Below are 24538 nucleotides of genomic sequence, written 5' to 3' on the forward strand. Positions count from 1 at the left end.
CTTGGCCCTGCAGCGGTGCAGTAGTCTGGTTTGTGGACGGCGCCGGCGCTGAGCGGTGACGTACACCGTTTCTGGCTTCGCCGTTCGCAACCACAGCTTCCCATTCTACAAGGTTCCCGTTCAAAACGGGAGGGCTGTCACGCAGTCAGCGTAAAGTGGGGCGCAGCCGAGAGGAGCACCCTTGTCCGCCGCCACCAAGTCAGGTCCCGGAAGTTCGCAAAATGGTATCGCCAAGCAAAGCGACGGTCCCCTGGCGCATAGGCCGACACAACTCCTGCGGGTTTTCGCTTGGATCTCTTTCGTTTTAAACGTTGTCATTATTGGAACAGGTGGAGCAGTACGACTCACCGGATCGGGCCTGGGATGTCCGAACTGGCCGCTCTGCGCGCCAGGATCGCTTATTCCAACAGAGGAGCTGACCTATCACTCACTGATTGAGTTCGGTAACAGAACCCTAAGCGGACCTCTTCTCGTCTTTGCGCTGCTCGTATTTTTGCTGAGTTTGCGAATACGCGAACAACGCCGTGACCTCTTCACGATCTCGGCGGTTGTACTCGGTCTGGTGTTGTTGCAGGCGGTTATTGGTGGAGTCGTTGTGTGGATGCACCTCAACGCAAATCTTGTGAGCGTTCACTATGCGATCTCCCTTGCGATCGTTTGTATCACCGCCGCGTATCTGGCTCGGATGTATGAGGTGGCTGCGCCTCGTGAACTTGTGGTACCGAAATCGTTCATGATTCTCACACACGTAACGACTGTGGCGATGGCGATCACGGTGATCTTTGGTGTGATCACTACAGGATCAGGCCCGCACTCGGGTGACGCCACGATTCAGCGGGACGGGGTCGACGCAACCTTGATGAGTCATATTCACGCTTGGCCGGGTTATGCTGCGCTCGCGCTAACACTTGTCCTGCTCGTTCTGGCTGCAAAAGACAAGCTTCGTCCGCTGCGATGGATCATTGCACTTCTTGCGGTATTGATCTTGCAGATCGTGCTCGGTGTTTACCAGGCGCGCAATGGCCTACCAGCGCTTGTAGTCGGTGCTCACATGATACTCGCCACGTTGACGACGGCCGCGATGACGCTTGTGGTATTGCGCTTAAAGCGCCCTGTGGCGCAGTAGCGCCTACTTGCTTCGAAGCTTGTAGTTCAGCGGCGGGCCAAGATCTCGGCGTGGGGCATGAGGAGCCATCCGTCGGGATCGTTAGCCCAGCGCTTCCAGCCTTCCGAGATACGCTCAAGGGTCGCGCGATCCGCCAGTCCGAGGCGTTGCGCGTTCTCCGCAAACGCAGAGTCGACAGCGCGCTCAGCCCACATGCCGCCCCACCAGGCGCGGTCCTCGTTGTTCTCGAAGAGCCAGGTTGAGGCCGTACACGTCACTTTCGTGAGCCCAGCTTCCCTCGCCCAGGCTTTAAGAAAGCGTCCGGCGGCAGGTTCCCCGCTCACTCCGCGGTGAACTTTGAGGTATAGCTCCAGCCATTCCGTAAGTTCAGGGCTGCGTGGCGACCAAATGACGCCCTCGTAGTCAACATCGCGTACGGCCACGGTGCCGCCGACGGCAGTGACTCGCTCCATCTCGCGCAACATAGCCACGGGTTCCCTACGTGTTGCAGCACCTGGTGAGCGTGAACCACATCGAAGGTGCCGTCGGCAAACTGAAGGTCGTAGGCGTCTCCGGTTGTGAAACTTAAGTTTTCGTAACCAAGAGACGCAGTGTCCGCCGTCGCTTTTGCGATGACCTCTGCGGAGGCATCAATACCAAGAACACGGCCCGGCGTGACGATCCGCGCGAAGTCAGCGGTAATCGTTCCCGGCCCGGAACCGATGTCGAGAACGCTGGTACCCGGTTTGAGTAACGGGAGCAGGTAGGCGGCAGAATTCTCTGCCGTGCGCCAGGTGTGCGACTTCAATACGCTTGCGTGATGACCGTGGGTGTATGCGTCTGCCATGGTGCAAGCGTAACGACCCCGCTGGCAGTCGACCAACTAGAACGGCAGCAGCGGATCGATCGCGATCGCGAGTGAGAGCACGGAAAGGTAAGTGATCGAGCCGTGGAAGACCTGCATAGGTTTCCCCTCTTGGCCACGAATGGCGTTGCCATAGAGGCGGTGCGCCTGAATGATGAAGTAGCCGCCAGATGTGACCGCAACGACCCCGTACAGCCAGCTGATTCCCGGCGCGGGAAGAAGTAGCAGGCTCGAAGCGACGGTCGCCCACGCGTACAAGATGATCTGTAGGCCAACAGTTGCGCGGCCGCGCACGACACCGAGCATTGGGACTCCGGCTGCAGCGTAGTCATCGCGGTAGCGCATCGAGAGTGGCCAGTAGTGCGGTGGGGTCCACAAGAAGATGATGAGAAAGAATACCCAGGCCGGCCAGTCGAGACTGTTGGTTACTGCAGCCCAGCCGATGAGCACGGGGAAACACCCGGCGATCCCGCCCCAGATAATGTTCTGTTCGCTGTGACGCTTCAGCAGCATCGTGTAAATGACAACGTAGAAGAAAATAGCCCCGATTGAGAGCGCAGCCGCAAGCCAGGTTGTGGTGAAATACAGCCATACAACCGAGAGTGCGCCCAGCACCCAAGCAAAGACGAGCGCGTTGCGATCGGAGATCTCACCGGTGACAAGCGGGCGGTTTTTGGTCCGCTTCATCTTGCGATCCATGTCGCGATCGAGGTAGCAGTTGAAAGCACCCGCGGATCCTGCGCTCATGGCACCGCCGAGCAGTGTCGCGAGTACCAGCCACAGGTTCGGCAACCCACCCTGCGCAAGAATCATGGCGGGTACGGTTACGACGAGCAGCAACTCCATAACGCGGGGCTTGGTGAGCGCGACGTAATTGTTTACGGTGCGCCAGAAGCTGCGTCGAGGGTGTTGCGCCGCCGACTGGGTCTGGGCTGAGATCTCGGTGGACATCTCCTCCATGATACCCCGCCTGCCGGTAGGATTGTTTGGGTGTGCGTGGAACGGCGCGCAGACGTCCCTTCGAGAGGTGAAGCATTGGGAAAAGAATTGCAGTGGGATGAGCTTGACGGCCGCGCCGTCGATACCGCGAGGGTGCTTGCGGCAGACGCGGTGGAGAAGGTCGGCAATGGCCATCCGGGTACTGCGATCAGTCTGGCACCCGTGTCGTATTTGCTTCACCAGAAGGTGATGCGCCACGATCCTTCCGATGCGAAGTGGGTTGGTCGGGATCGCTTTATCCTGTCTGTCGGGCACTCCTCGTTGACGCAGTATGTGCAGCTGTACTTGGGCGGCTACGGCCTTGAGCTCGATGACATCAAGTCGCTGCGCACCTGGGGATCTAAGACTCCCGGTCACCCCGAGTATGGTCACACCGACGGCGTCGAGATTACGACCGGCCCACTCGGTCAGGGCCTCGCATCTGCGGTTGGCTTTGCTTACGCCGCGCGTTACGAGCGCGGGCTGTTTGATCCAGATGCCGCCCCGGGCACGAGCCCCTTTGACCACTTCATCTATGTTATTGCTGGTGATGGTGACCTGCAGGAAGGTGTGACCAGCGAGGCATCGTCGCTCGCTGGCCACCAGGAGCTTGGCAACCTAATTGCGATCTATGACTCCAACCAAATCTCGATTGAGGACGACACCGACATCTCCTTCACGGAGGACGTTGCGAAGCGCTACGAGTCGTACGGTTGGCAGGTTCTTGAGGTTGACTGGAAGAAGACGGGCAACTACGTCGAGGATCTCATTGAGCTCAACGATGCAATCGAGGCGGCAAAGGCTGAGACTTCGAAGCCGACCCTGATCGTTCTCAAGACCATCATTGGCTGGCCCTCCCCGGTAAGCAGAACACCGGTGGCATTCACGGGTCCAAACTCGGTGGCGAAGAACTCGCTGGCCTGAAGCAGGCGCTCGGTTTTGATCCAGAGCAGCACTTTGTGGTCGCCCCCGAGGTGATCGAGCACACGCGCAAGGCTGTTGAGCGCGGTGCCGAGGCGCGCGCTGAGTGGCAGGTCTCGTTTGACGCCTGGGCTGCGGCGAACCCCGAGCGTAAGGCACTGTTTGATCGCGTGGAGGCCCAAGAGCTTCCTGTCGAGGCGGCAGAGGTGCTGCCCACGTTCGAACCCGGCACCAGCGTTGCGACACGCTCCGCGAGCGGCAAGGTGCTCGCCGCGCTCGGCCCCGTGATGCCCGAGCTGTGGGGTGGATCCGCAGACCTCGCAGGATCGAACAACACCACAATTCCTAACGTTCCCTCATTCGTTCCGGCCCGCCGCTCAACCTCGAGCTGGCAGGGTGACCCCTACGGTCGTGTGCTGCACTTCGGTATTCGCGAGCACGCGATGGGCGCGATCCTCAACGGCATACAGCTGCACGGCAACACGCGCAGCTACGGCGGCACCTTCCTCATCTTCAGCGACTACATGCGCCCCGCGGTGCGACTCGCAGCTCTCATGAATGTGCCCAGCATCTTCGTGTGGACGCACGACTCGATTGCCCTGGGCGAAGACGGACCGACGCACCAGCCGATCGAGCAGATGGCGACGCTGCGTGCGATCCCGAACCTCGCCATGGTGCGGCCCGCCGACGCCAATGAGGTTTCGGTCGTTTGGCACGAGATGCTGAGCCGTCACGCTGGCCCAGCAGGTATTGCCCTGACACGCCAGAACGTGCCGGTGCTGCCCCGCGGCGGCGACTTTGCTGCGGCCGAGGAAGCTCGTAAGGGTGCGTATGTGCTCGCGGACTCCCCCACCGACTCGCTCGACGTGATTTTGATCGCGACGGGATCGGAGGTGCAGCTCGCGGTTGAAGCTCGGGATCGTTTGGCTTCAGAGGGCGTTGGTGCCCGTGTTGTATCGGCCCCGTGTTTGGAATGGTTTGCCGAGCAGACCAAGGAGTACCGCGCGAGTGTGCTGCCCGCAGAGGTGACCGCGCGCGTGAGTGTTGAGGCTGGGCTGTCGCTCGGTTGGGAGCGCTTCGTTGGTGACCGTGGGCGTTCCGTTTCGATCGAGCACTTTGGTGCATCGGCTGATTACGAGACACTGTTCCGGGAATTCGGGATCACTACTGATGCTGTTGTGGCAGCTGCCCGCGAGAGTCTGGCGGCGTAGATGGCTACCCCCACAGCTGAGTTCAGCGAGGCAGGCGTCAGCATCTGGTTGGACGACCTGTCGCGCGACCGCATCGAGAGTGGTAGCTTGCGTGAGCTGATCGGCTCGCACAGTGTGGTCGGCGTGACCACCAACCCGACTATCTTTGCTGGAGCAATTGGTAGTGGCGTTGGTTACGGCGATCGCATCGCGAGTTGTGCCTCGCGTGGTCTCAGCGTCGACGAGACTATTTTTGAGTTGACCACGGCTGACGTGGCCGATGCCTGCGACATTTTTGACGGTGTGTTTGCCCTGACCGGCGGTCTCGATGGCCGGGTCTCGATTGAGGTCGAGCCCGGTCTCGCACGTGATGCGGCTGGGACCGTTGCGCAAGCTCGTGAGCTTTGGGACCGTGTCAACCGGCCCAACGCCATGATCAAGATTCCCGCGACGGTTGAAGGGCTTGAGGCCATCACAGAAACCATTGCGGCCGGTATCAGCGTGAACGTGACACTGATCTTTAGCCTCGAGCGCTATCGCCAGGTCATTAACGCCTATCTCACCGGACTCGAGCGCGCGCGTGCTGCCGGAATCGACCTCTCCAGTGTTCGCTCCGTTGCCTCGTTTTTTGTGTCTCGTTTGGACACCGAGATCGACGCGCGTCTCGATGTCGTTGGTACCCCCGAGGCGCTTGCTTTAAAGGGTAAGGCCGGTGTCGCGAACGCGCGCCTCGCCTACGAGGTGTTTAAACAGAGCTTTAGGAGCGAGCGGGCGCAGTTTCTGAGGTCGCTTGGTGCTCACGTGCAGCGCCCTCTGTGGGCATCCACTGGAGTAAAGGATCCTTCGCTGCGCGACACTCTCTACGTTGAAGAGCTTGTCGCTGCCGATGTGGTCAACACCATGCCCGAGGCTACTCTCCGGGCTGTTGCCGATCACGGTGAAGTGCGTGGCGACACGATTACCACGGAGTTTCTCGAGTCAAACCAGGTGCTCAACGCCATTGATGCGCAGGGTATCGACTACGTTGAGGTGACAACGAAGCTTGAAGATGAGGGGCTGAAGAAGTTCGAAGCCTCGTGGTCAGAGCTGTGCGAGACAGTAAACCAGGCGCTTCAGAGCTAACATGACTATTCAACTCAGCATCCCCAGTGTTCTTGACGAACAGAAGCTCTCCCGCGATCTTGCCCTTCTCGTGCAGGATCGCGTAGCCAGTCGCATCTTTAGGAAAGACGCGACACTGTGGGGTGAAACGGCCGAAAAGGAAGCGGCGATCCGGCTCGGCTGGACTGACTTCGCGCAGCCAGCCGAAACTGTCGTTTCTGAGGCCGAGCAATTTCGAGCAGAGTTGCTTGCACGCGGGGTTGACCGAGTTGTGCTCTGCGGCATGGGGGATCAAGCCTTGCCCCCGCGGTTATCTGCCGCTGGGCAGGGGTTGCGCTTGAAACAATTGATTCGACGCACCCTGCAGCCGTGAAGGCAGCGTTACAGGGCGACCTTCCCCGAACTATTGTGGTGGTGAGTTCCAAATCTGGCGGAACCATAGAGACACTGAGCCATCGCGCAGCGTTCAACGAGGCGTTTCGTGAAGCAGATCTTGATCCCGCGCAGCACATGGCAGTGGTCACGGATCCTGGGTCTGCGCTCGAAGCTGACGCTCGTGCGGCTGGGCAAAGGGTGTTTCTCGCGGACCCCAATGTTGGTGGGCGGTTCTCTGCGCTGACGGCGTTTGGGCTTGTGCCCTCGGTTCTCGCGGGAGCAGACGCGCGGGTGCTCGTCGCTGAGGCTCAGGCTGTGCGAGAAGAACTTGCCTCCGACACTCCGGATAACCTCGCTCTGCGGCTCGCCGTGGCAATCGTGGCGGAGCTTCCCGAGAAATACGTGCTTGGCCTCGTTGCCGAGCCGGATGCCCGTTGGGGCCTCGGGGCGTGGATCGAGCAACTGGTAGCTGAGTCGACCGGTAAAGAGGGTAAGGGAGTGCTGCCAATCTCGCTCCCTGAAGATGCTATTGAGATTCAGTCGCCCCCGGCAAACACCCGCATTGTTCGCCTGGGAAATGATCATGTCTCACCGGGCTTCGTCGGCGAACTAGCAGTCGCCGCTCCGCTTGGTGCTCAGCTCTTGCTATGGGAAACGGCCACCGCCGTGATCGGTCGTCTCATGGGTATCGATCCGTTCGATCAGCCAGATGTTGAATCGGCGAAGGTGGCTGCCCGCGTGCAACTGGAGGCTGTCCCCCAATCGGAAAACGCCTCCGCCATGTCGCCCCGTGCAAGCGCCAGCGAGTCGCAGGATCTGAACGAACCACTTGCAACTCTCCGTCAAGGCACCCCAGCGAACGGTTACCTTGCGATCCAGGCCTACCTCGACCCTAAAGGTCCGAGCGCACCGCTGCTACACGAGCTGCGAAACAGACTCGCAGAGTTGCTCGGCGTTCCGGTCGCACTGGGCTGGGGTCCACGATATCTCCACTCGACCGGCCAACTACACAAGGGTGGGCCCGCACTGGGCGCCTTCTTGCAAATCACAGAGCAGAATCTTGAACCGCTTGCGATCCCCGGCTCAAGGAATGGTTTCGACAGGCTCATTTCGGCCCAGTCCAGCGGCGACCACGATGTGCTGATTTCTCGGGGCCGCCCAGTTTGGATTCTCGCCTGCGCTGATCCCGCAGCTGGACTGCGTTCGCTTCTCGCTGCGCTATAGCAGTGGTTGTGTGCTGAAACGAGAGAAGACCCCCGCCTAAGCGGGGGTCTTCTCTGTAGAGCTTGCGAGTACTAGGCCGTGATCTTGGCTGTTCCGCGACGCTGGCGAAGCTTGAGTAGTGCTGCCTCTAGCAGTTCCTCAGCCTCTTCAGGTGTGCGGCGCTCCTTCACGTATGCGAGGTGCGTTTTGTAGGGCTCGTTCTTGAGCAGAACGGGTGGGTTCTCTTTGTCCCTGCCCGCAGGAAGCCCAGTTGTTGGGCAATCAATCTGCTCGGGGATGTCCTCTTCAATGATATCGGCCGCGAAGTAGCGAACCGTCTCATTGCCGAGCGCATCCCAGTATGAAATCTGAACACGATCTGCGCGAACGCCGTGATCTTTCTCCCCCATGGGGCCAGATCCAACGCGAGCGCCACGAATGGCGTTACTGCCTGCCACGAAATACCTCTTCTATACAGTCGAGCGCTAGACCACCGAGAAACGAGCAATCAGCCCGAGCCCGATGATCGATACAACCCAAATCAATGACACCACAATGGTGATGCGGTTAAGGTTACGTTCCGCTACCCCCGACGACCCGAGACTCGAGGTCACTCCACCACCGAACATATCGGACAGGCCGCCACCGCGGCCCTTGTGGAGCAAAATAAACAGCGTGAGCAGCAAGCTCGTGATCACGAGAATGACGATCAGTGCGATCTTGAGGATGAGCACGAGGTCACCTTTCCTGGGTCGAGGGCGCGATGCGCCGCCTATGAGTATACCGCGACTCTGGCTGAAGCGGTGCCACGGGGTGTTAAGCGGTCACGTGTTTCTTAAATTGGACAATGCGGCTGAACTCGTCAACCTTGAGGCTGGCACCACCAACGAGGGCTCCATCAACATTCGGCTGGCGCATAAACGCAGCAACGTTCTGGCTCGCGACGGATCCGCCGTACAAGATTCGTGTGGCGGCAGCGCGGTCATCACCACGAAGATCACGGAGCGCCTCACGGAGCGCCCGAGCAACCTCTTCAGCCTGCTCAGGGGTTGCTGCCTGACCACTACCAATTGCCCACACCGGCTCGTACGCAACCACAAACTCGGCATCAGCCGGAAGCTGAGTGACAGCAGCCTGCATCTGGGCGAGTGGGATCGCCGCGGCACCGTGGGCTTCCAGGTCTTCTGCCGTCTCCCCCACGCAGATGACGGGGATCATCCCGGCTGCCTGTGCGGCACGGGCTTTCGCGCCGACAGCTTCGTTAGATTCGCCGTGACCGTGGCGGCGCTCAGAGTGCCCAACGAGCACGTACTTGACCTCAAGCTTCGCGAGCATTGCCGCAGAAACGTCGCCCGTAAAGGCACCGGCCTGCTGAGGTGATACATCTTGCGCGCCGAGTGTGAGCGCGAGCTTGTCAGCAGCGAGCAGAGTCTGCACAGAGCGGAGATCGGTGAAAGGTGGGAAAACCGCAACCTCAACATCTCCGAAGTCGTGCTTGACATCTTTCAATGCCCACGACAGTTTCTGCACAAAGGCGATTGCCTGGAGATGATCAAGGTTCATCTTCCAGTTGCCCGCGATGAGCGGTGTGCGCTCCACAAACGGCAGCGGTTCGCGTATCAGCTGCGGTTGCTCCTGCTGTGCGGCTTGTCCAGGCTGAGCGCCGGGAATGTTCTGATCGCTCACGCGAGTACCTCCAGACCGGGCAGTGTTTTGCCCTCAAGGAACTCCAGGCTGGCGCCGCCACCCGTGGAGATATGACCAAATTGATCGTCTGCAAAACCCAGCGCGCGAACGGCGGCTGCGGAGTCACCCCCACCAACAACGGTAAACCCGTTGGTCTCGGTGAGTGCCCGCGCGACGGTGCGCGTGCCTGCCGCAAATGCATCCATTTCGAACACTCCCATGGGGCCATTCCAGAAGACCGTTGCCGAGTCGGTGATGATCGCCGCGAAAGCGGCCGCGGTCTCCGGGCCGATGTCGAGGCCGATGCCGGCGGCTCCGAAGCTGCTGGATTCAATTGCATCAGCTGCGACGGTCTCGTGAGCCGCGTCAGCCGCGAAGGCCTCTGCAACAACGATGTCGGTAGGCAGCAAGATGCGCACGCCTCGCTGCTCGGCCTTGGCTAGGTAGCCGCGTACTGTGTCGAGCTGGTCTGCCTCGAGCAGGCTCGCAGCAACACTGTGCCCCTGAGCCGCAAGGAAGGTGAAAAGCATGCCGCCGCCGATGAGGAGAGTGTCGACACGCTCAAGCAGATGAGCAATAACACCAAGTTTGTCGGAGACCTTTGAACCTCCGAGGACCACAGTGTAAGGGCGGGCGGGATCGTCGGTGAGCTTGCGCAGCACTTCGAGTTCGCCAGCGACCAAACGACCGGCGGCACTCGGCAACAGCTCGGCGAGATCAGTGACGCTTGCCTGGGCACGGTGCACCACTCCGAATCCGTCTGAGACAAACACGTCACCGTAAGCAGCTAGCTGCGAAGCGAACGCACGACGCTCGGCCGCGTCTTTGCTGGTTTCGCCCGGGTTGAAACGGAGGTTCTCGAGAAGAACCACGTCGCCGTCGTTGAGACCGGCAATAGCAGCTTGGGCTTTGTCGCCGACAGTTTCAGCCACAAACTGCACGGGTGCGCCGAGCAGCTCAGCCATGCGGGCAGCAACTGGCTTCAGTGAGAAACGTTCTTCGGGTTCACCCTTGGGGCGGCCGAGATGGCTGACAAGAACAACCTTCGCGCCCGCGTCGCGCAACTCGCGAATGGTGGTGAGTGATGCACGGATCCTGCCATCGTCGGTAATAACGCCGTCTGATAGTGGAACATTCAGATCACAGCGAACGATGACGGTACGTGATGTGAGCGAACCCAGAGACTCAATGGTGCGCATGCGGTGCGGTACTCCTTGAAGGTGAGATGTACGGGAAACGCGGCTGTGGGCCGATCCTGTCACCAGAGATCGACCCACAAACGAGGATGCTAGATCAGACCGGGGGTCTGTGTGCGAGCGGCCTCGAAGCGCTTTGCTACGTCTTGCCAGTTCGCGATGTTCCAGAACGCCTTCACGTAGTCGGCGCGAACATTGAGGTAGTCGAGGTAGTACGCATGCTCCCAGACATCGAGCATGAGCAACGGAACGGTGCCGGCAGGCAAGTTGCCCTGCTGATCAAAGAGCTGAACGACGTTGGCACGCTGACCAAGGGCATCCCATGCAAGCACGGCCCAGCCAGAACCCTGCACACCCATCGCGGTCGCGGTGAAGTGTGCCTGGAACTTCTCGAAGCCGCCGAAGTACTCGTCGATCGCTGCGGCTAGCTCGCCCTCGGGGCGCTCGCCACCCTCGGGCGATAGGTTGTTCCAGAAGATCGTGTGGTTCACGTGCCCACCGACGTTGAAAGCGAGGTCCTTTTCTAGCTTATTGACCGCGGCAAGGTTGCCGGAATCGCGAGCCTCGGACAACTGCTCAAGAGCGGTGTTTGCACCCGTCACATAGGCCTGGTGGTGCTTGTCGTGGTGCAACTGCATGATCTTGCCACTGATGTGTGGCTCGAGTGCTGCGTAATCGTACGGAAGCTCAGGAAGTGAGTAGGCGGCCATAGGGCGCTCCAATCTCTGATGTGGACGTGTGTCGTTTCAGTCTATGCCCGGCCTGCGACACTGGCAGGAAAGCGTCTTGCGCCCCTGGCGAACGGCATCCGGGAATAAACTCAGTCCAGTTCGTCGGGCAGGTTCGCGTCGGTGCCGGGGATACCGCGGGCTTCGGCTTCTTTATCGGCCATTGCGAGGAGTCGGCGAATGCGACCAGCGACCGCGTCCTTGGTGAGCACCGGCTCAGCGCGGGCCCCCAGATCGTCGAGGCTTGCCTCGCGATGCTTCAACCGCAACTCCCCTGCGTAGCGCAGGTGCTCGGGAACCTGGTCGCCCAAAATCTCAAGCGCCCGTTCTACGCGCGCGCACGCTGCAACAGAAGCCTGTGCCGAGCGTCGCAAGTTGGCGTCGTCGAAGTTTACGAGGCGGTTAGCGGTGGCGCGGGTTTCCCGTGCCTTGCGCAGTTCGTCCCAGCGAGCACGGGCGTCGAGTGCGCCCATCGCTTCGAGCATTTCGCCGATCACTTCAGCGTCGCGAATCAGAACCTTATTCTGGCCACGAATCTCCCGGCTCTTTGACTCGATTCCGATTCTGCCCGCTGCCCCAACGAGGGCCATGGCAACCTCGCTGCTTGGGCAGAGAATCTCCAGGCCGGCAGAGCGGCCGGGTGCTGTGATGCCGCCGCGCGCGAGAAACGCACCGCGCCATAGTGCGGCGAGCTCAGTCGGTGAGCCCGTGGTCAGGCGATTGGGTAGACCTCGAATCTGACGACGTCGCTGGTCGAGCAGACCAAGCTGACGCGCGAGAGTTTCGCCATCGAGCACACGAACCAGAAACTGCGGTGCCCCGGGTCGGGTTGCTGTGGGAGGGAGCTGTTTTGCTTCGGAGCGAACCCCGTAGAGTTCCGCGAGATCTTTACGAACGCGCTGCACAATCTGGGGTGTGTGGAGTTCTGCCTCGAGAGCGATCCGACCTGAGATCGTGTGGAGACCGCCCGCAAGTCGAAGGATCGTCGCCACCTCAGCGGTGCGTTCCCCGGTGCGCTGCATCGGAAATCGCACAAGCTCGCTCTTAACCTCGGAGGTAGACGGCACAAAAAATCCTTTCAAGAGCGTAAGACAGGGGTGAAGAAAAAGAAGAAGTATTGAGTTGGAACTATTCGCGACCGAGGTCACGGTGGCGTAGTGTCACATTGACACCCGGCAGACCCGCGAGCCGATCCGCGAGTTCGCGCGCGATCGCAACTGAGCGGTGTTTGCCACCGGTGCAGCCTATAGCAAGAGAAGCGTGACGTTTGTTCTCGCGCTGGAAACCTGAAAATACCGGGGTCAGCGCAGCCACGTAATTGTCGATAAATTCAGCGGCGCCGTCGCGGCTGAGTACGTACTCTTTGACCTCGGGATCAACCCCGGTCAGTGCACGAAGTTCTGTCTCCCAGAAGGGGTTTGGTAAGAAGCGCATGTCGGCCATCAGGTCTACGTCGGTTGGTGCGCCGTACTTAAAGCCAAAGCTGAGGACGGAGAGTTGCAGCCCGGGCGTGTTGTCGTCGGAGAACAAGTCGCGTGTGGCCGTCGAGAGATCGTGCACGTTGTAACGCGAGGTGTCGATGACGACGTCGCTGGATGCGCGCAGTTCTTGGAGTCGATCGCGTTCGAGGCGAATACCCTCGAGCAGGCTGCCGGCCTCGCCCTGCAGGGGATGGGGCGGCGTACGGACTCGTAACGTCGCACCAGAATCTCGTCGGTTGCGTCGAGGAAGACAACACGTACGGTTGCGGTCTCACGGAGATCTTTGACGGTGTGTTCGATGTCAGAGTAGAGGTCGCGACCACGAACATCAACCACAGCAACGATTCGAGGCAGTGCTCCCCCGACTTATCTGCCATGTCGGCGAGCGTTTTAACCATCGTGAGGGTAGATTGTCAACGACGTACCAGCCCAAGTCTTCAAGGGTGTTCGCGACGGTGCTTCGCCCGGCGCCAGACATACCCGTGACAATCAGGATCTCCTGACCGGATGCTGCCTCGTTCATTCGGTCTCCCTCCGGTCCTGATCCGATTCGTTTGCTTCATCAAGCTTAGCGGGCGTTGCCTCAGTATTCAGGTGGTTCAGGATCTGCTCGGCTAGTTTTGTGCCGAGTCCGGGTGCGGCGGCCAGTTCTTCGACCGAGGCACTGCGCAATCGAGCCACTGATCCGAAGTGTTTGAGGAGACCCTGGACACGTTTGGGTCCAAGACCTGGAACCTCGGAAAGCTGGCTCGCTATTGACGTGCTGCGACGCTGACGCTGGAAAGTAATGGCAAAGCGGTGCGCTTCGTCGCGAATGCGCTGCACCAAAAACAGAGCTTCGCTTGTGCGGGGCAGAATAACCGGGAAAGGATCCCCGGGAAGCCAAATCTCTTCGAGGCGTTTTGCGACGCCGCACAGAACGATGTCTGTGATGTTCGCCTCTGCGAGTGCGCGAGCGGCTGCCTTGACCTGCGGCTCGCCACCGTCAACAATGAGAAGCTGCGGGCGGTCACGGTAGATGCCCGAAGACGGTTCGTTGTTCTCTCGGGCGAGGTTGAGCTGAGCCGCACGACGAGACACCACCTGGTGGATTGAGTCGGTGTCGTCGCGGGTCTGTTCGATTCTGTACTTGCGGTAGGCACCCTTCGCGGGGAGACCATCTTCGAAAACCACGAGAGAGGCAACGACGCCGGTGCCCTGAAGGTGCGAGACATCGATGCACTCGATGCGCAGCGGAGCCTCGTCCATGTCAAGGGCCTGCTGCAGTTCGGCGAGGGCGTCAGTGCGGGCCGTGAGGTCGGCCGCTCGTTTGAGCTTGTACCTGATGAGGTGCTCTCCCGCGTTGAGTGTCGCACGATCCATAAGCTGCACCTTGTCACCGCGCTCGGGGATGCGTATGCGCACTTTGCCGCGGCGTGGGCGCTTTGCGCTCAGTACTTCTTCGAGTTCGAGGGAGTTCTCTGGCATCTGCGGCACGAGAATCTCGGGAGGTGGTTCTCGGTCTCCCTCGTATGCCGATTGCAGTACCTGCTCAAGTAGCGTGCTGGGCGAATCATCGATCTCGACGTCAACAATCCAGCTTCGCTCGCCGCGAATCCTGCCGTCGCGAATAATGAACTGATGTGCAGACGCGGCGAGCTCGTCTGCTCGCAATCCAAAGACGTCCACGTTGGTGTCGAGGCCCAGCACGACGGCGTTCTTTTCCATGACGTGCTCGACGGCCTGCATCTGGTCGCGCAAGCGGGCCGCGTCTTCGTAGCGCTGATCTGCCGCAGCCGCGCGCATATCGACGCGGAGCTGCTTGAGGTGGCTCTGATCGCCTCCCGCCAAAAACGCGACGAGTTCCGTGACACGTTCGCGATGATCCTCAATGCTGATCTGCATGGAGCAGGGGCCACCGCAGCGACCTATTTGACCGGCCAGGCACGGTCGACCGCTGGTCATAGCCCGTTTGTAATCTGCGTCGTTGCAGGTGCGGATCGGGAAGGCCTGCTGCAGCAGGGCCGTTGTTTCACGGAGCGCCCAAACTTTGGGATACGGCCCGAAATAGCGTGCGCCACGAATCTTTTCGTTGCGAGTAATGATGAGGCGCGGGGCCTCCTCGCGCAGTGTGACGGCGAGGTAGGGATAGGTTTTGTCGTCCTTGAACTGGACGTTGAAGGGTGGCTTGAACTCCGTGATCCAGGTGTGCTCAAGTACCAGCGACTCGGTATCGGTCGCAACGACCGTCCAGTCGACCTTCGCCGCCAGGGCCAGCATGCGCTGTGTGCGCGGCTGGAGTGAGTGAAGCGGTTGGAAGTAGTTGGCTAGGCGGGAGCGGAGAACTTTCGCCTTGCCGATGTAGAGCACTCGCCCGTGGCGGTCGCTAAAACGATAGACGCCAGGGCTCGTGGGAATTTCGCCCTGGGCAGGGCGAAACGATCCTCGGTTATCAACTCCCTGGATCAAACCCCCACCTTCACCGGCTGCTTCTCTGTGAGTGCACGTGCAGTCTTGTCTGCCCAACCACCCAGCACCTCGGCGAGAAAGAGCCCTGTGTAGCTTCCCTCAACCTTTGCGAGTTGCTCGGGCGTGCCCTCGGCGAGAATCGTGCCGCCACCCGAGCCGCCCTCTGGGCCAAGGTCGATGACCCAGTCCGCGCTGCGGATCACGTCGAGGTTGTGCTCGATCGTGATAACAGTGTTGCCCTTGTCGACGAGGCCGTTCAGCACGAGTAGCAGTTTGCGCACGTCTTCAAAGTGGAGGCCGGTCGTGGGTTCGTCGAGCACGTAGATGCTGCGACCGTTTGAACGCTTCTGCAGTTCGGTTGCGAGCTTGACGCGCTGAGCTTCGCCGCCTGAGAGGGTGGTGGCACTTTGGCCGAGGCGCACGTAACCGAGGCCAACATCGACCAGGGTCTTCATATAGCGATGAATTGAACTGATCGGTTCGAAAAACTTCTCGGCGTCGGCGATGGGCATCTCAAGCACCTCTGAGATGTTCTTACCCTTGTAGCGCACCTGCAGGGTCTCTCGGTTGTAGCGCTTGCCGCCGCAGGCCTCGCAGGCGACGTAGACGTCGGGCAAGAAGTTCATTTCGATCTTAAGAGTGCCGTCGCCCGAGCAAGCCTCGCAACGGCCGCCCTTGACGTTGAAGCTGAAGCGACCTGGTAAATAACCTCGAATCTTTGCCTCGGGGTCTCGGCGAAGAGCGTGCGAATCTTGTCGAATACGCCTGTGTAGGTGGCGGGGTTCGAGCGTGGGGTGCGGCCGATTGGTGCTTGGTCAACGTGCACGACCTTGTCGAGGTGCTCAAGACCCGTGACACGGGTGTGCTTGCCCGGAACTAGGCGTGCGCCGTTGAGCTGATTTGCAAGCACGCGGTACAGGATGTCGTTGACGAGCGTTGACTTGCCCGAGCCACTCACTCCGGTGACCGCGGTCATGACGCCGAGCGGGAACGTAACGTCGACGTTCTGCAGGTTGTTGGAACGGGCGCCCTGCACCTTCAGTTCGCGTTTGCGGTCGCGCTTGCGACGCTTCTTTGGGGTGTCGATGGAGCGGCGCCCTGCGAGGTAGTCCCCCGTGACCGACTCGGTGTTTGTGAGCAGTTCGGCGTACTCGCCAGAGTGCACGACAGTGCCTCCCTCGACGCCAGCGCCGGGGCCGATATCGACAATCCAGTCGGCGGCCTCGATGGTCTCTTCGTCATGCTCAACGACGATAAGAGTGTTGCCGAGATCTCGGAGTTTGATGAGTGTCTCGATGAGGCGGCGATTGTCGCGCTGGTGCAGTCCGATGCTGGGCTCATCGAGCACGTAGAGCACTCCGGTGAGGCCCGAGCCAATCTGGGTGGCCAGGCGGATGCGCTGTGCTTCGCCGCCCGAGAGCGTGCCAGAGGCACGAGCGAGCGTGAGGTAGCCAAGGCCGACCTCGATGAGAAAGTCGAAGCGCAGACGAATTTCACGCAGCACCTGGGCGGCGATCTTGGCCTCGCGTTCGGTGAGCGTGACCTCATCGAAGAAACGCTTGGCGTTGAGTAGGCTAAAATCGCCAACCGCGGCAATCGATTCCTCGTTGACAGTGACCGCAAGTACCTCAGGCTTCAGGCGCTGACCGTTGCAAGCGTGGCAGGGTACCTCTCGTAAAAACTCCGACCAGCGGTCGCGCTTGGCATCTGATTCGGCCTCGGCGTATTGGCGCTCGATGAACGGAATGACTCCCTCGAAGCCGGAAGAATACTTCACCTCGCGGCCGAAGCGGTTCTTCCAGCGCACATTGACCTTGAAGTTGTTGCCGTAGAGAACGGCCTGCTGCACGTCTTCGCCGAGTGAATCCCAGGATGCATCAAGCGAAAAGTCGAGGTCTTGTGAGAGGCCCTTGAGTAGCTTTTCGTAGTACTGGTAGAGGCTCTTGCCCTGGCTAGTCCATGGCACGATGACCCCCTCGGTAATGGAGAGTTGGGGATCGCCGAGCACTAGGTCTTCATCGACCGACATGCTGGTGCCGAGCCCTGAGCAGGTGCTGCAGGCACCAAACGGGGCGTTAAACGAGAAGGTGCGCGGCTCGATCTCGGTGAGTTGCACCGGGTGTTGGTTTGGGCATGAGAGGTGCTCGGAGAAAAGCTGCGTGCGATCCTCGGCCTTTTCGTCGCGGTCGATGAAGTCGATGCACACGATGCCACCAGCGAGCTTAAGGGCAGTCTCAAGTGAGTCGGTGAGGCGGCCGAGGCCTTCCGGGCTTGCTACGAGGCGATCCACAACGACCGAAATATCGTGTTTTATCTGCTTCTTAAGCGTCGGTGGCTCGGAGAGCTGGATCAGTTTGCCGTCGACAACCGCGCGGGAGTAACCGCTCGCTGCGAGGTCTTGGAAGAGTTCAACGAACTCTCCTTTTTTCTTGCTGACGACCGGTGCAAGTACCTGAAAGCGCGTGCGCTCGGGAAGTACTATAAGCTGATCCGCGATCTGCTGCACGGTTTGTGATTCGATGCGCTCCCCGCAAATCGCACAGTGTGGCACGCCGATGCGAGCCCACAACAGGCGCATGTAGTCGTAGATCTCGGTGATCGTGCCGACAGTCGAGCGCGGGTTGCGGTTGGTTGACTTCTGGTCGATTGAGACCGCCGGGCTTAGGCCCTCGATAAAGTCAACGTCGGGGCGATCCACCTGGCCGAGAAACTGACGAGCGTAGGCGCTCAGGCTCTCGACGTAGCGCCGCTGCCCCTCGGCAAAGATTGTGTCAAACGCGAGGCTCGACTTGCCGCTGCCCGAAAGGCCGGTGAACACCACCATCGAATCGCGTGGGATTGAGAGATCAACGTTCTGAAGGTTGTGGACCCGCGCACCCTGCACGCTGATGTGTGCGTGTGTAGCGGAGGAGCGGATCGGTGTTGAGAGCTGCGAAGTCACCGTCTCATTCTACGGGGTTGCGACTGAAAATTCGAACATATGTGCGATTGGGTCGAGAAGTCTTTGGCGGCACGCCCGAGAAACTTGAACCTGCTCAGGTGATACAACGTGTCCGAAATGTTCAAGACAGAAAAACCACGCGGACTTAGGCTTGAGCCATGACACTCACATTCAATTTCGTCGGTATCGTAACGCGTGATCTCGGAGCCTCTCTCGAATTCTATAGAGGCCTTGGGCTCAACATTCCAGTGGAACAGGACGAGGCCCCGCACGTTGAAATCGTGCTTTCGGGCGGGGTGAAACTCGCTTGGGATCCGGTGTCGACTATCGAGAGTTTCCAACCCGATTTTGAGTTCCCTACAGGACCTGGTCGAATCAGCTTTGCGGTCGAGGCTGACTCACCCGCCAGCGTAGATCGTGCATACTCCGAGATTGTTGAGCGCTTTCCTTCTGCAGCCCACACCGCACCCTGGGATGCGCCGTGGGGCAGCGCTACTCCACGCTGCGCGATCCTGACGGCAACACGGTGGATCTCTACGCAGGTTTAGTCGAAGAAGTATAATTTGAACTCCTCAACGAGCATCCTTCTCTCTCTGGTTCAGCCCCACGGGACCGGGGCAAAGAGACTACTAGGGGTTGTGCCCGCAAGCCTTTGAAGCTCGCGGGAAAGGTGGGATTGGTCGCTATAACCTGCCCTGTGCGCAGTTTCTGTTGGGTTGAGTCCAGTTGCAAGCATTACTCGAGCGCGTTCTGCGCGAACGACTCTGCGAAGCGTTGTGTAGCCATACCCGAAACTCGCAACCATGCGGCGATGCATGTGCCGCTCGGAACTCGCGAGCCTCTGCGCGAGCATCCATGCGGCCTCTCCACGACCCGCGGCATCATGCGCAACCGCGACCCACTTTCTTCCTGCGGAAGGGTGAGCGTACTCTGCAGCGAGGTCGACGCAGGCGATCCTCTTGGCTTCCGGGGTTGACGCGTCCCGCAGCTGACGCAAGAGCGAGAGCCCTCGTTGTTGTGCGTCAGGAGTGAGGACATCTGCAGCGTCGAAGTGCAAGTCTCGCAATCGCCCAAGCGGCATTCCAAGTGCAGCGTCCGCTGTGCCAGGCAGAAAGCGTAGACCCAGGGTGACGCCTTGTTCACCACTGCGTCCGATGAATGCCTGCGTGGAAGGGCCTGCCACCACTAGTGCATCGTCTCGGAGGATCAAATCGGTACAACCGTCGGCTGGTAAAACGGCAGATTCCTTTTGTTGGCTGATTGTGCACCACAGCACGCCGATGCCGTCGAGCTTCAACTCCCGATACGCCGTTGTAGTCACCGTTGTATGCGAATCTACAGGTGCCCGGCGGCGTCCATGCTGCGTAGCTCCCGTTTGAGTTCGGCCACTTCGTCTCGTAGACGAGCAGCGAGTTCAAACTTGAGTTCCTCAGCAGCGGCAAGCATCTGCTCATTGAGATCGGAGATGATCTCTTCGAGTCTTGCGGCGCCCTCCCCCGCGATGGCGCCAGCCCGTGCGGCGCTTTTACCCTTGGCTCGTTGCGGTGATCCCTTTTGCGCGTGTGCGCTCGCGCGCGAGTTGAGCACCTCTTCGGTATCCGCTGCCTCGCGTGCGAGCATCGCGGTGATGTCGTTGATTTTCTTTCGCAGAGGTTGGGGATCGATACCGTGTTTGGTGTTGTACTCGATCTGGATCTCGCGGCGGCGATTCGTCTCGTCTATGGCCTCACGCATAGAACGCGTTATCTTGTCGGCGTACATGTGAACTTGACCTGAGACGTTACGTGCGGCGCGGCCGATCGTTTGGATGAGAGAAGTGCTCGATCGCAGGAAGCCTTCTTTGTCTGCATCAAGAATCGCCACCAAGGAGACCTCGGGGAGATCGAGTCCCTCACGCAGAAGGTTAATACCAACGAGCACGTCGTACACGCCGGCACGTAGTTCACTGAGCAACTCGACGCGTCGTAGAGTGTCAACGTCGGAGTGCAGGTAGCGCACACGCACACCTGCCTCTTCCATGAACGTGGTGAGTTGCTCCGCCATCTTCTTGGTGAGGGTCGTGACAAGCACACGCTCGTCTCGCTCGGCACGGATTCGTACTTCTTCGAGCAGGTCGTCTATCTGGCCCTCACTTGGCTTCACGATGATCTCTGGGTCGATGAGTCCTGTCGGGCGAATAATCTGCTGGACCACACCGTCGGCGAGTTCCATCTCGTATTTGCCAGGCGTCGCAGAGAGGTAGACGGTCTGCCCTACGCGCTCTTTAAACTCCTTGAATTTCAGAGGGCGGTTGTCGAGCGCGCTCGGCAGACGGAAGCCATGGTCGACAAGCGTACGTTTACGAGAGGAATCGCCCTCGTACATCGCGCCGATCTGCGGCACGGTGACGTGTGATTCGTCGATGACCACGAGGAAATCATCAGGGAAATAGTCAAGTAGACAGTGTGGGGCCTCCCCCGGCTGACGGCCATCAATGTGCCGAGAGTAATTTTCGATACCAGAGCAAAAACCGATCTGCTCCATCATTTCGAGGTCGAAGGTGGTGCGCATGCGCAGTCGCTGCTCTTCGACGAGCTTGTTCTGCTGCTTCAGCTCTTTCGAACGTCCGTCGAGTTCGTCTGAGATCTGCCCCATCGCCCGGTTCATAACGGTTCGGCTCGCAACATAGTGCGAGCCGGGGAAGATCGAAACGGCTTCTACCTGTTTGATAACGTCGCCCGTCACGGGGTGTAAGTAATACAGCGCCTCGATCTCGTCACCAAAGAACTCGATGCGGATCGCGAGCTCTTCGTACATTGGGATGATCTCGACGGTGTCGCCGCGAACCCGAAAGTTGCCGCGCACGAACTCAATGTCGTTGCGCTGGTACTGCATGTCGACGAAGCGGCGCAGCAGTACGTCGCGATCGAGGATGTCTCCGATCTGCAGCGGCACCATGGCCTCGTAGTACTCTTCGGGCTTACCGAGGCCGTAGATGCAGGAGACGGTGGAGACAACAACCACGTCACGACGGCTGAGCAGTGCGTTGGTGGTTGAGTGTCGAAGTCGCTCGACCTCAGCATTGACTGACGAGTCCTTCTCAATAAACGTATCGGTCTGCGGCACGTAGGCCTCGGGCTGGTAATAGTCGTAATAGCTGACAAAATATTCGACCGCGTTGTTGGGCATGAGCTCGCGAAACTCGCTCGCGAGCTGCGCCGCGAGGGTTTTGTTGTGGGCCAGGATCAGCGTTGGTCGTTGCACGGCCTCAACCAGCCAAGCGGTGGTCGCCGACTTGCCGGTGCCGGTAGCACCCATGAGCACAATGTCGGTCTCACCAGCATTTATTCTCTTCGCGAGCTCTTCGATAGCCTGCGGCTGATCGCCGCTGGGTTCGTACTCGCTAATTACCTCGAAAGGGCGGACGCTGCGCGTGGGTTCCATAGTTTCGAGCCTACTCTGGGGCGCCGACATTCAAGCCGCGTGGCTTGACCCTAGCGCGATCGATCATGCCGTGATTTTATTATCAACATGCGCATACAACGGGGTAGGGCAACGAAGACACTGGCGCTTGTAACTGGGACCATCGCCTTCGGGCTGCTGCTTGCAGGTTGTGCGGGATCAGTCGGAACAGCCGAGACTCAGAGCCAAGATGCCGCAAAACAGCCCACTGAGGATGAGCTCACCGACACCATCTCAAGGTTCCTTAAGAAGGAGGGAGTTCCAGGGGCTGCCGTGGTTGTCATCGGGGCAAAGAATGAGGAATACAAGGGAAATTTCGGAGACGCGGTTATTGACGACCCCGTGACGGCCGAAACTCGCTTCGCCTATCGAAGCATCACCAAGGCCTTCACCGGAACTGTCATTTTGCAACTGGCAGATGAGAACAAAGTGAAACTCGACGACCCCGTGTCAAAGTATGTAGACGGCGTGCCAAACGGTGAGAATATCACCCTTCAAGAGCTCGGTGACATGCGCTCTGGGCTGGCCAACTACTCGTCGAACCCCGAGTTAGGTGCGATGCTAACCAAAGACCCGAGCCGCGAACCCAACGTGTCAGAGCTGCTCAAGCTGGCGTACTCGGAACCCGCTAGCTTTAAGCCGGGTGAGAAGTATGAGTACTCGAACACCAACACGCTCCTGCTGGGTGAGGTCATTGAAGCAGTAACCGGAATGCCGTGGCAGGACGAGGTAAAGACTAGAATACTGACTCCCCTGAAACTCAATTCTGTCGAGTACGGCTTTACTGACCCCAACCTCGACGCCACGGGCTACGAGGTCGCCAACGGCAGGGTCGTTGAAGCACTGCCCGTGCTCGCTCCAGGGTGGCTTGGCTCCGCGGGTGCGCTGACTGGCACCGCGGCTGATCTCGCCACCTGGGGTCGAGCGCTCGGTAGCGGATCGCTGATTGACGCCAAGACGCAGCAGCTGCGCGTCGAACAGTTCGGATCAACGGCCGATGACCAGAAGAGTCCGGAGTACGACCGCTACGGATTCACAATGGGAGAGATAGAGAGCTGGGTCGGCCATACCGGAACCGGGGCCGGGTTCCAGGGGCTTGTCATGTACGACGCGAAGTCGGAGCGTGTGATCGCGATCCTGCTCAACGCCACGGGCGAGGAGCCCGACCTGCCAGCGCACCTGTTTAAGGAGATGCTGCCGCTATACAACTAGTTTGCTTCGGGATCGAAACGGTTTGGCAGCGCGAGGTTGCCGACGCCGCTAACGCTCACCGATTCGAGGCCCTGCCAGGCGGCAGCGCGCGCAAGCAGCGTCTGGGTGGCCTCCGCTGTGCGGGCGGGCGCGCGATCCTCTTGCCATGCCGCCTGCACCAGCAGCTCGCGGTTCTTGCGGTCAGCCTTCAGGTCGATGCGACCTGCGAGTACACCGTTCACCATGAGCGGCAGGCAGTAATAGCCGTACTGCCGTTTCTCCTTGGGGGTGTAGATCTCGATGCGGTAGCGGAAGTCGAACATGCGCTCGGCGCGTGGTCTGAACCAGACAACTGGGTCGAACGGTGTGAGCAGCGCGTCTGGACTCAGTCGGCTTGGCACTGCGGCGTCGCGGTGGATCCACGCCTGTTCAGGCGACCCGTTCACTTTCAGCCAGCCAGCAACAGAAACCGGGGTGAGGATCCCACTCTCTTCGAGCGCCTTCACAGCGACTCGGGCGTCCGCCGTTTTGAGGCGGTGGTAGTCGGCGATGTCTGCGAGCGTCCCCACGCCGAGGGAGCGCGCGGCTTGCTCTACGAGCTGCCGCTGGGCATCCTCGCGACTAACCTCGATCAGCGCAGGGGTGGGAAGCACCTGTTCCGCGATCGCGTATCTGCGCTGGAACCCCTCGCGGCCGATGGACACCACGTCGCCTCGAGCAAACAGCACCTCGACGGCGTGCTTTGTCTCGCTCCAGTCCCACCAGGGTCCGCGCTTTTCGCGCGGGCCTTCCTCAAGCTCTCGCACGAACTGGGGGCCACTATCAGCGAGTGCCTCGCGCACCCTGTCGAGCGTCGGCTGCAGTGCTGCGTAGCGCTCCTGACCCGCGTAGCGGTCTCGAAACTCCTCCATGCGCCACCCGAAGAGGGGTCGATCCTCCACTGGGATGAACGCTGCCTCGTGCGCCCAGTATTCTGTGTACTCGCCACTGTTCCAGAGGTGATTGTCGAGCTGGTCCGAATCGTAGCTGCCATGCCTTGAGAAAATCGGCAGGTAGTGGCTTCGCGCGAAGACGTTGACGGAGTCGATCTGCAGCACGTGTAGTCGCTCAAGCGCGGGATCGAAGGGCCGCCGGGCCCGCAAACGCGCAGACGCGCGAAATCCCTGGGCTGCGAGAGCAACACGGCGCGCTTCTGCTGCGCTCAGGGACTCGCGGGTCATGAGCTGAGAACGCCTACGCGAACCAGAGCGAGAGCTCGCGCTCTGCCGACAGAGTCGAGTCAGAGCCGTGAACGAGGTTCTGCTGCACCGCAAGACCCCAGTCGCGACCAAGATCGCCACGAATTGTGCCGGGAGCGGCAGCAGTAGGATCGGTGGCCCCAGCGAGCGCCCGGAATCCCTCGATCACCCGGTTGCCCGAGGCGCGCACAGCGACCACGGGTCCGGAAGCCATGAACTCGACCAGTGGCTCAAAGAATGGCTTTCCCTCGTGCTCTTCGTAGTGAGCCACGAGCAACTCACGGCTTGCGGTCACCATGCGCAGATCATTGATGGTGTAGCCCTTTGCCTCAATGCGACGCAGAATTTCGCCGGTCAGTCCGCGCGCGACTCCGTCAGGCTTGACCAGGATCAGGGTTTCTTCTGCAGACACGTGTACTCCTTGAAGTATTGAAAGTTGGTGGGATGTTC

20 protein-coding genes and 4 pseudogenes are annotated in these 24538 nt (G+C 60.0%); 7 read left to right on the plus strand and 17 right to left on the minus strand.

Features of this window, described 5'->3' with window-relative positions:
• Positions 1 to 181: 181 nt before the first annotated feature.
• Positions 182 to 1126, plus strand: coding sequence for a COX15/CtaA family protein (locus G7066_RS06965; protein WP_244303359.1), 945 nt, complete (start codon positions 182 to 184; stop codon positions 1124 to 1126).
• 26 nt (positions 1127 to 1152) lie between these two features.
• On the opposite strand, the pseudogene G7066_RS06970 reads toward G7066_RS06965, so the two are convergent.
• Together G7066_RS06970 and G7066_RS06975 are read right to left on the minus strand one after the other, a co-directional pair.
• Positions 1153 to 1952, minus strand: a pseudogene (locus G7066_RS06970) (methyltransferase domain-containing protein).
• Between the two features lie 36 nt (positions 1953 to 1988).
• Positions 1989 to 2921, minus strand: coding sequence for a heme o synthase (locus G7066_RS06975; protein WP_166330015.1), 933 nt, complete (start codon positions 2919 to 2921; stop codon positions 1989 to 1991).
• An 84-nt stretch (positions 2922 to 3005) separates the two neighbouring features.
• On the opposite strand from G7066_RS06975, the pseudogene tkt reads away from it, so the two are divergent.
• The 4 genes and pseudogenes from tkt to G7066_RS06990 all read left to right on the plus strand — a co-directional run bounded on the left by tkt (position 3006) and on the right by G7066_RS06990 (position 7759).
• Positions 3006 to 5080 (plus strand): annotated as a pseudogene (gene tkt, locus G7066_RS06980) (transketolase).
• Complete coding sequence (tal, locus tag G7066_RS06985; protein WP_166330017.1) at positions 5081 to 6181, plus strand: transaldolase; 1101 nt, start codon at positions 5081 to 5083, stop codon at positions 6179 to 6181.
• Position 6182: 1 nt separating this feature from the next.
• A complete protein-coding gene (locus G7066_RS15960) occupies positions 6183 to 6533 on the plus strand; it encodes a hypothetical protein (protein ID WP_244303360.1) in 351 nt (116 codons plus the stop codon).
• Positions 6530 to 7759 carry a glucose-6-phosphate isomerase gene (locus tag G7066_RS06990; protein ID WP_244303361.1) on the plus strand — a complete coding sequence of 410 codons (1230 nt, stop codon included), beginning with the start codon at positions 6530 to 6532 and terminating at the stop codon, positions 7757 to 7759. The genes G7066_RS15960 and G7066_RS06990 overlap by 4 nt, the downstream gene beginning before the upstream one ends.
• Positions 7760 to 7830: 71 nt before the next feature.
• Here the strand turns inward: G7066_RS06990 and G7066_RS06995 are convergent, their stop codons facing one another.
• From G7066_RS06995 to uvrA, 11 genes and pseudogenes are all read right to left on the minus strand, one after another.
• Positions 7831 to 8196 carry an RNA polymerase-binding protein RbpA gene (locus G7066_RS06995; protein WP_166287524.1) on the minus strand — a complete coding sequence of 122 codons (366 nt, stop codon included), beginning with the start codon at positions 8194 to 8196 and terminating at the stop codon, positions 7831 to 7833.
• Between the two features lie 27 nt (positions 8197 to 8223).
• Entirely contained in the window at positions 8224 to 8472 is a 249-nt protein-coding gene (secG, locus tag G7066_RS07000; protein WP_166330019.1) for a preprotein translocase subunit SecG, read from the minus strand.
• Between the two features lie 82 nt (positions 8473 to 8554).
• Positions 8555 to 9358: a triose-phosphate isomerase gene (gene tpiA / locus G7066_RS07005; protein ID WP_280116270.1), complete on the minus strand. Its 804-nt coding sequence runs from the start codon at positions 9356 to 9358 to the stop codon at positions 8555 to 8557.
• 62 nt (positions 9359 to 9420) lie between these two features.
• The gene (locus G7066_RS07010) at positions 9421 to 10623 is read right to left on the minus strand and encodes a phosphoglycerate kinase (protein WP_166330021.1); all 1203 of its coding nucleotides are present in this window, start codon (positions 10621 to 10623) and stop codon (positions 9421 to 9423) included.
• A gap of 89 nt (positions 10624 to 10712) precedes the next feature.
• The gene (locus tag G7066_RS07015; RefSeq protein ID WP_166330023.1) at positions 10713 to 11330 is read right to left on the minus strand and encodes a superoxide dismutase; all 618 of its coding nucleotides are present in this window, start codon (positions 11328 to 11330) and stop codon (positions 10713 to 10715) included.
• Positions 11331 to 11440: 110 nt separating this feature from the next.
• Positions 11441 to 12415 carry a DNA-binding protein WhiA gene (whiA, locus tag G7066_RS07020; RefSeq protein ID WP_166330025.1) on the minus strand — a complete coding sequence of 325 codons (975 nt, stop codon included), beginning with the start codon at positions 12413 to 12415 and terminating at the stop codon, positions 11441 to 11443.
• A 61-nt stretch (positions 12416 to 12476) separates the two neighbouring features.
• Positions 12477 to 12908 carry a RapZ C-terminal domain-containing protein gene (locus tag G7066_RS17445; protein ID WP_425280765.1) on the minus strand — a complete coding sequence of 144 codons (432 nt, stop codon included), beginning with the start codon at positions 12906 to 12908 and terminating at the stop codon, positions 12477 to 12479.
• A 21-nt stretch (positions 12909 to 12929) separates the two neighbouring features.
• Positions 12930 to 13165: pseudogene (locus G7066_RS17840) on the minus strand (RNase adapter RapZ); the annotation flags it as partial.
• Entirely contained in the window at positions 13158 to 13352 is a 195-nt protein-coding gene (locus G7066_RS17455) for an RNase adapter RapZ (RefSeq protein ID WP_341873879.1), read from the minus strand. The pseudogene G7066_RS17840 and the gene G7066_RS17455, both read right to left, overlap by 8 nt.
• Positions 13349 to 15277: an excinuclease ABC subunit UvrC gene (uvrC, locus tag G7066_RS07030; protein ID WP_166330027.1), complete on the minus strand. Its 1929-nt coding sequence runs from the start codon at positions 15275 to 15277 to the stop codon at positions 13349 to 13351. The genes G7066_RS17455 and uvrC overlap by 4 nt, the downstream gene beginning before the upstream one ends.
• Positions 15274 to 18218: pseudogene (gene uvrA, locus G7066_RS07035) on the minus strand (excinuclease ABC subunit UvrA). The gene uvrC and the pseudogene uvrA overlap by 4 nt, the downstream one beginning before the upstream one ends.
• A gap of 158 nt (positions 18219 to 18376) precedes the next feature.
• Between uvrA and G7066_RS07040 the strand changes: the two are divergent.
• Positions 18377 to 18766, plus strand: coding sequence for a VOC family protein (locus tag G7066_RS07040; RefSeq protein WP_244303363.1), 390 nt, complete (start codon positions 18377 to 18379; stop codon positions 18764 to 18766).
• Positions 18767 to 18816: 50 nt separating this feature from the next.
• Here the strand turns inward: G7066_RS07040 and G7066_RS07045 are convergent, their stop codons facing one another.
• Both G7066_RS07045 and uvrB read right to left on the minus strand, forming a co-directional pair.
• On the minus strand, positions 18817 to 19539 hold the full coding sequence (locus tag G7066_RS07045) for a helix-turn-helix domain-containing protein (RefSeq protein ID WP_166330028.1): 723 nt from the start codon (positions 19537 to 19539) through the stop codon (positions 18817 to 18819).
• Positions 19540 to 19553: 14 nt separating this feature from the next.
• Positions 19554 to 21641 carry an excinuclease ABC subunit UvrB gene (gene uvrB / locus G7066_RS07050; protein WP_166330030.1) on the minus strand — a complete coding sequence of 696 codons (2088 nt, stop codon included), beginning with the start codon at positions 21639 to 21641 and terminating at the stop codon, positions 19554 to 19556.
• 87 nt (positions 21642 to 21728) lie between these two features.
• Here uvrB and G7066_RS07055 point away from each other — a divergent pair, with 87 nt between their 5' ends.
• Positions 21729 to 22871, plus strand: coding sequence for a serine hydrolase domain-containing protein (locus G7066_RS07055; protein ID WP_166330032.1), 1143 nt, complete (start codon positions 21729 to 21731; stop codon positions 22869 to 22871).
• Here the strand turns inward: G7066_RS07055 and G7066_RS07060 are convergent.
• Positions 22868 to 24070, minus strand: a complete 1203-nt coding sequence (locus G7066_RS07060) for a winged helix-turn-helix domain-containing protein (protein ID WP_166330034.1) — start codon at positions 24068 to 24070, stop codon at positions 22868 to 22870. The two genes, G7066_RS07055 and G7066_RS07060, sit on opposite strands and share 4 nt — an antisense overlap.
• A 13-nt stretch (positions 24071 to 24083) precedes the next feature.
• Positions 24084 to 24500, minus strand: coding sequence for a nucleoside-diphosphate kinase (gene ndk / locus G7066_RS07065; RefSeq protein WP_166330036.1), 417 nt, complete (start codon positions 24498 to 24500; stop codon positions 24084 to 24086).
• Positions 24501 to 24538: the final 38 nt, after the last annotated feature.

The organism is Leucobacter coleopterorum (assembly GCF_011382985.1).
Lineage (GTDB): Bacteria > Actinomycetota > Actinomycetes > Actinomycetales > Microbacteriaceae > Leucobacter > Leucobacter coleopterorum.

Bases quoted from the DNA above. Each gene is read 5' to 3' on its own strand.
- G7066_RS07010 (WP_166330021.1), bottom strand. From the start codon at position 10,623: ATGCGCACCATTGAGTCTCTGGGTTCGCTCACATCACGTACCGTCATC.
- tal (WP_166330017.1), top strand. From the start codon at position 5,081: ATGGCTACCCCCACAGCTGAGTTCAGCGAGGCAGGCGTCAGCATCTGG.
- G7066_RS07060 (WP_166330034.1), bottom strand. From the start codon at position 24,070: ATGACCCGCGAGTCCCTGAGCGCAGCAGAAGCGCGCCGTGTTGCTCTC.
- G7066_RS06975 (WP_166330015.1), bottom strand. From the start codon at position 2,921: ATGTCCACCGAGATCTCAGCCCAGACCCAGTCGGCGGCGCAACACCCT.
- G7066_RS07015 (WP_166330023.1), bottom strand. From the start codon at position 11,330: ATGGCCGCCTACTCACTTCCTGAGCTTCCGTACGATTACGCAGCACTC.
- uvrB (WP_166330030.1), bottom strand. From the start codon at position 21,641: ATGGAACCCACGCGCAGCGTCCGCCCTTTCGAGGTAATTAGCGAGTAC.
- G7066_RS07040 (WP_244303363.1), top strand. From the start codon at position 18,377: ATGACACTCACATTCAATTTCGTCGGTATCGTAACGCGTGATCTCGGA.
- G7066_RS17455 (WP_341873879.1), bottom strand. From the start codon at position 13,352: ATGAACGAGGCAGCATCCGGTCAGGAGATCCTGATTGTCACGGGTATG.
- G7066_RS15960 (WP_244303360.1), top strand. From the start codon at position 6,183: ATGACTATTCAACTCAGCATCCCCAGTGTTCTTGACGAACAGAAGCTC.
- G7066_RS07055 (WP_166330032.1), top strand. From the start codon at position 21,729: ATGCGCATACAACGGGGTAGGGCAACGAAGACACTGGCGCTTGTAACT.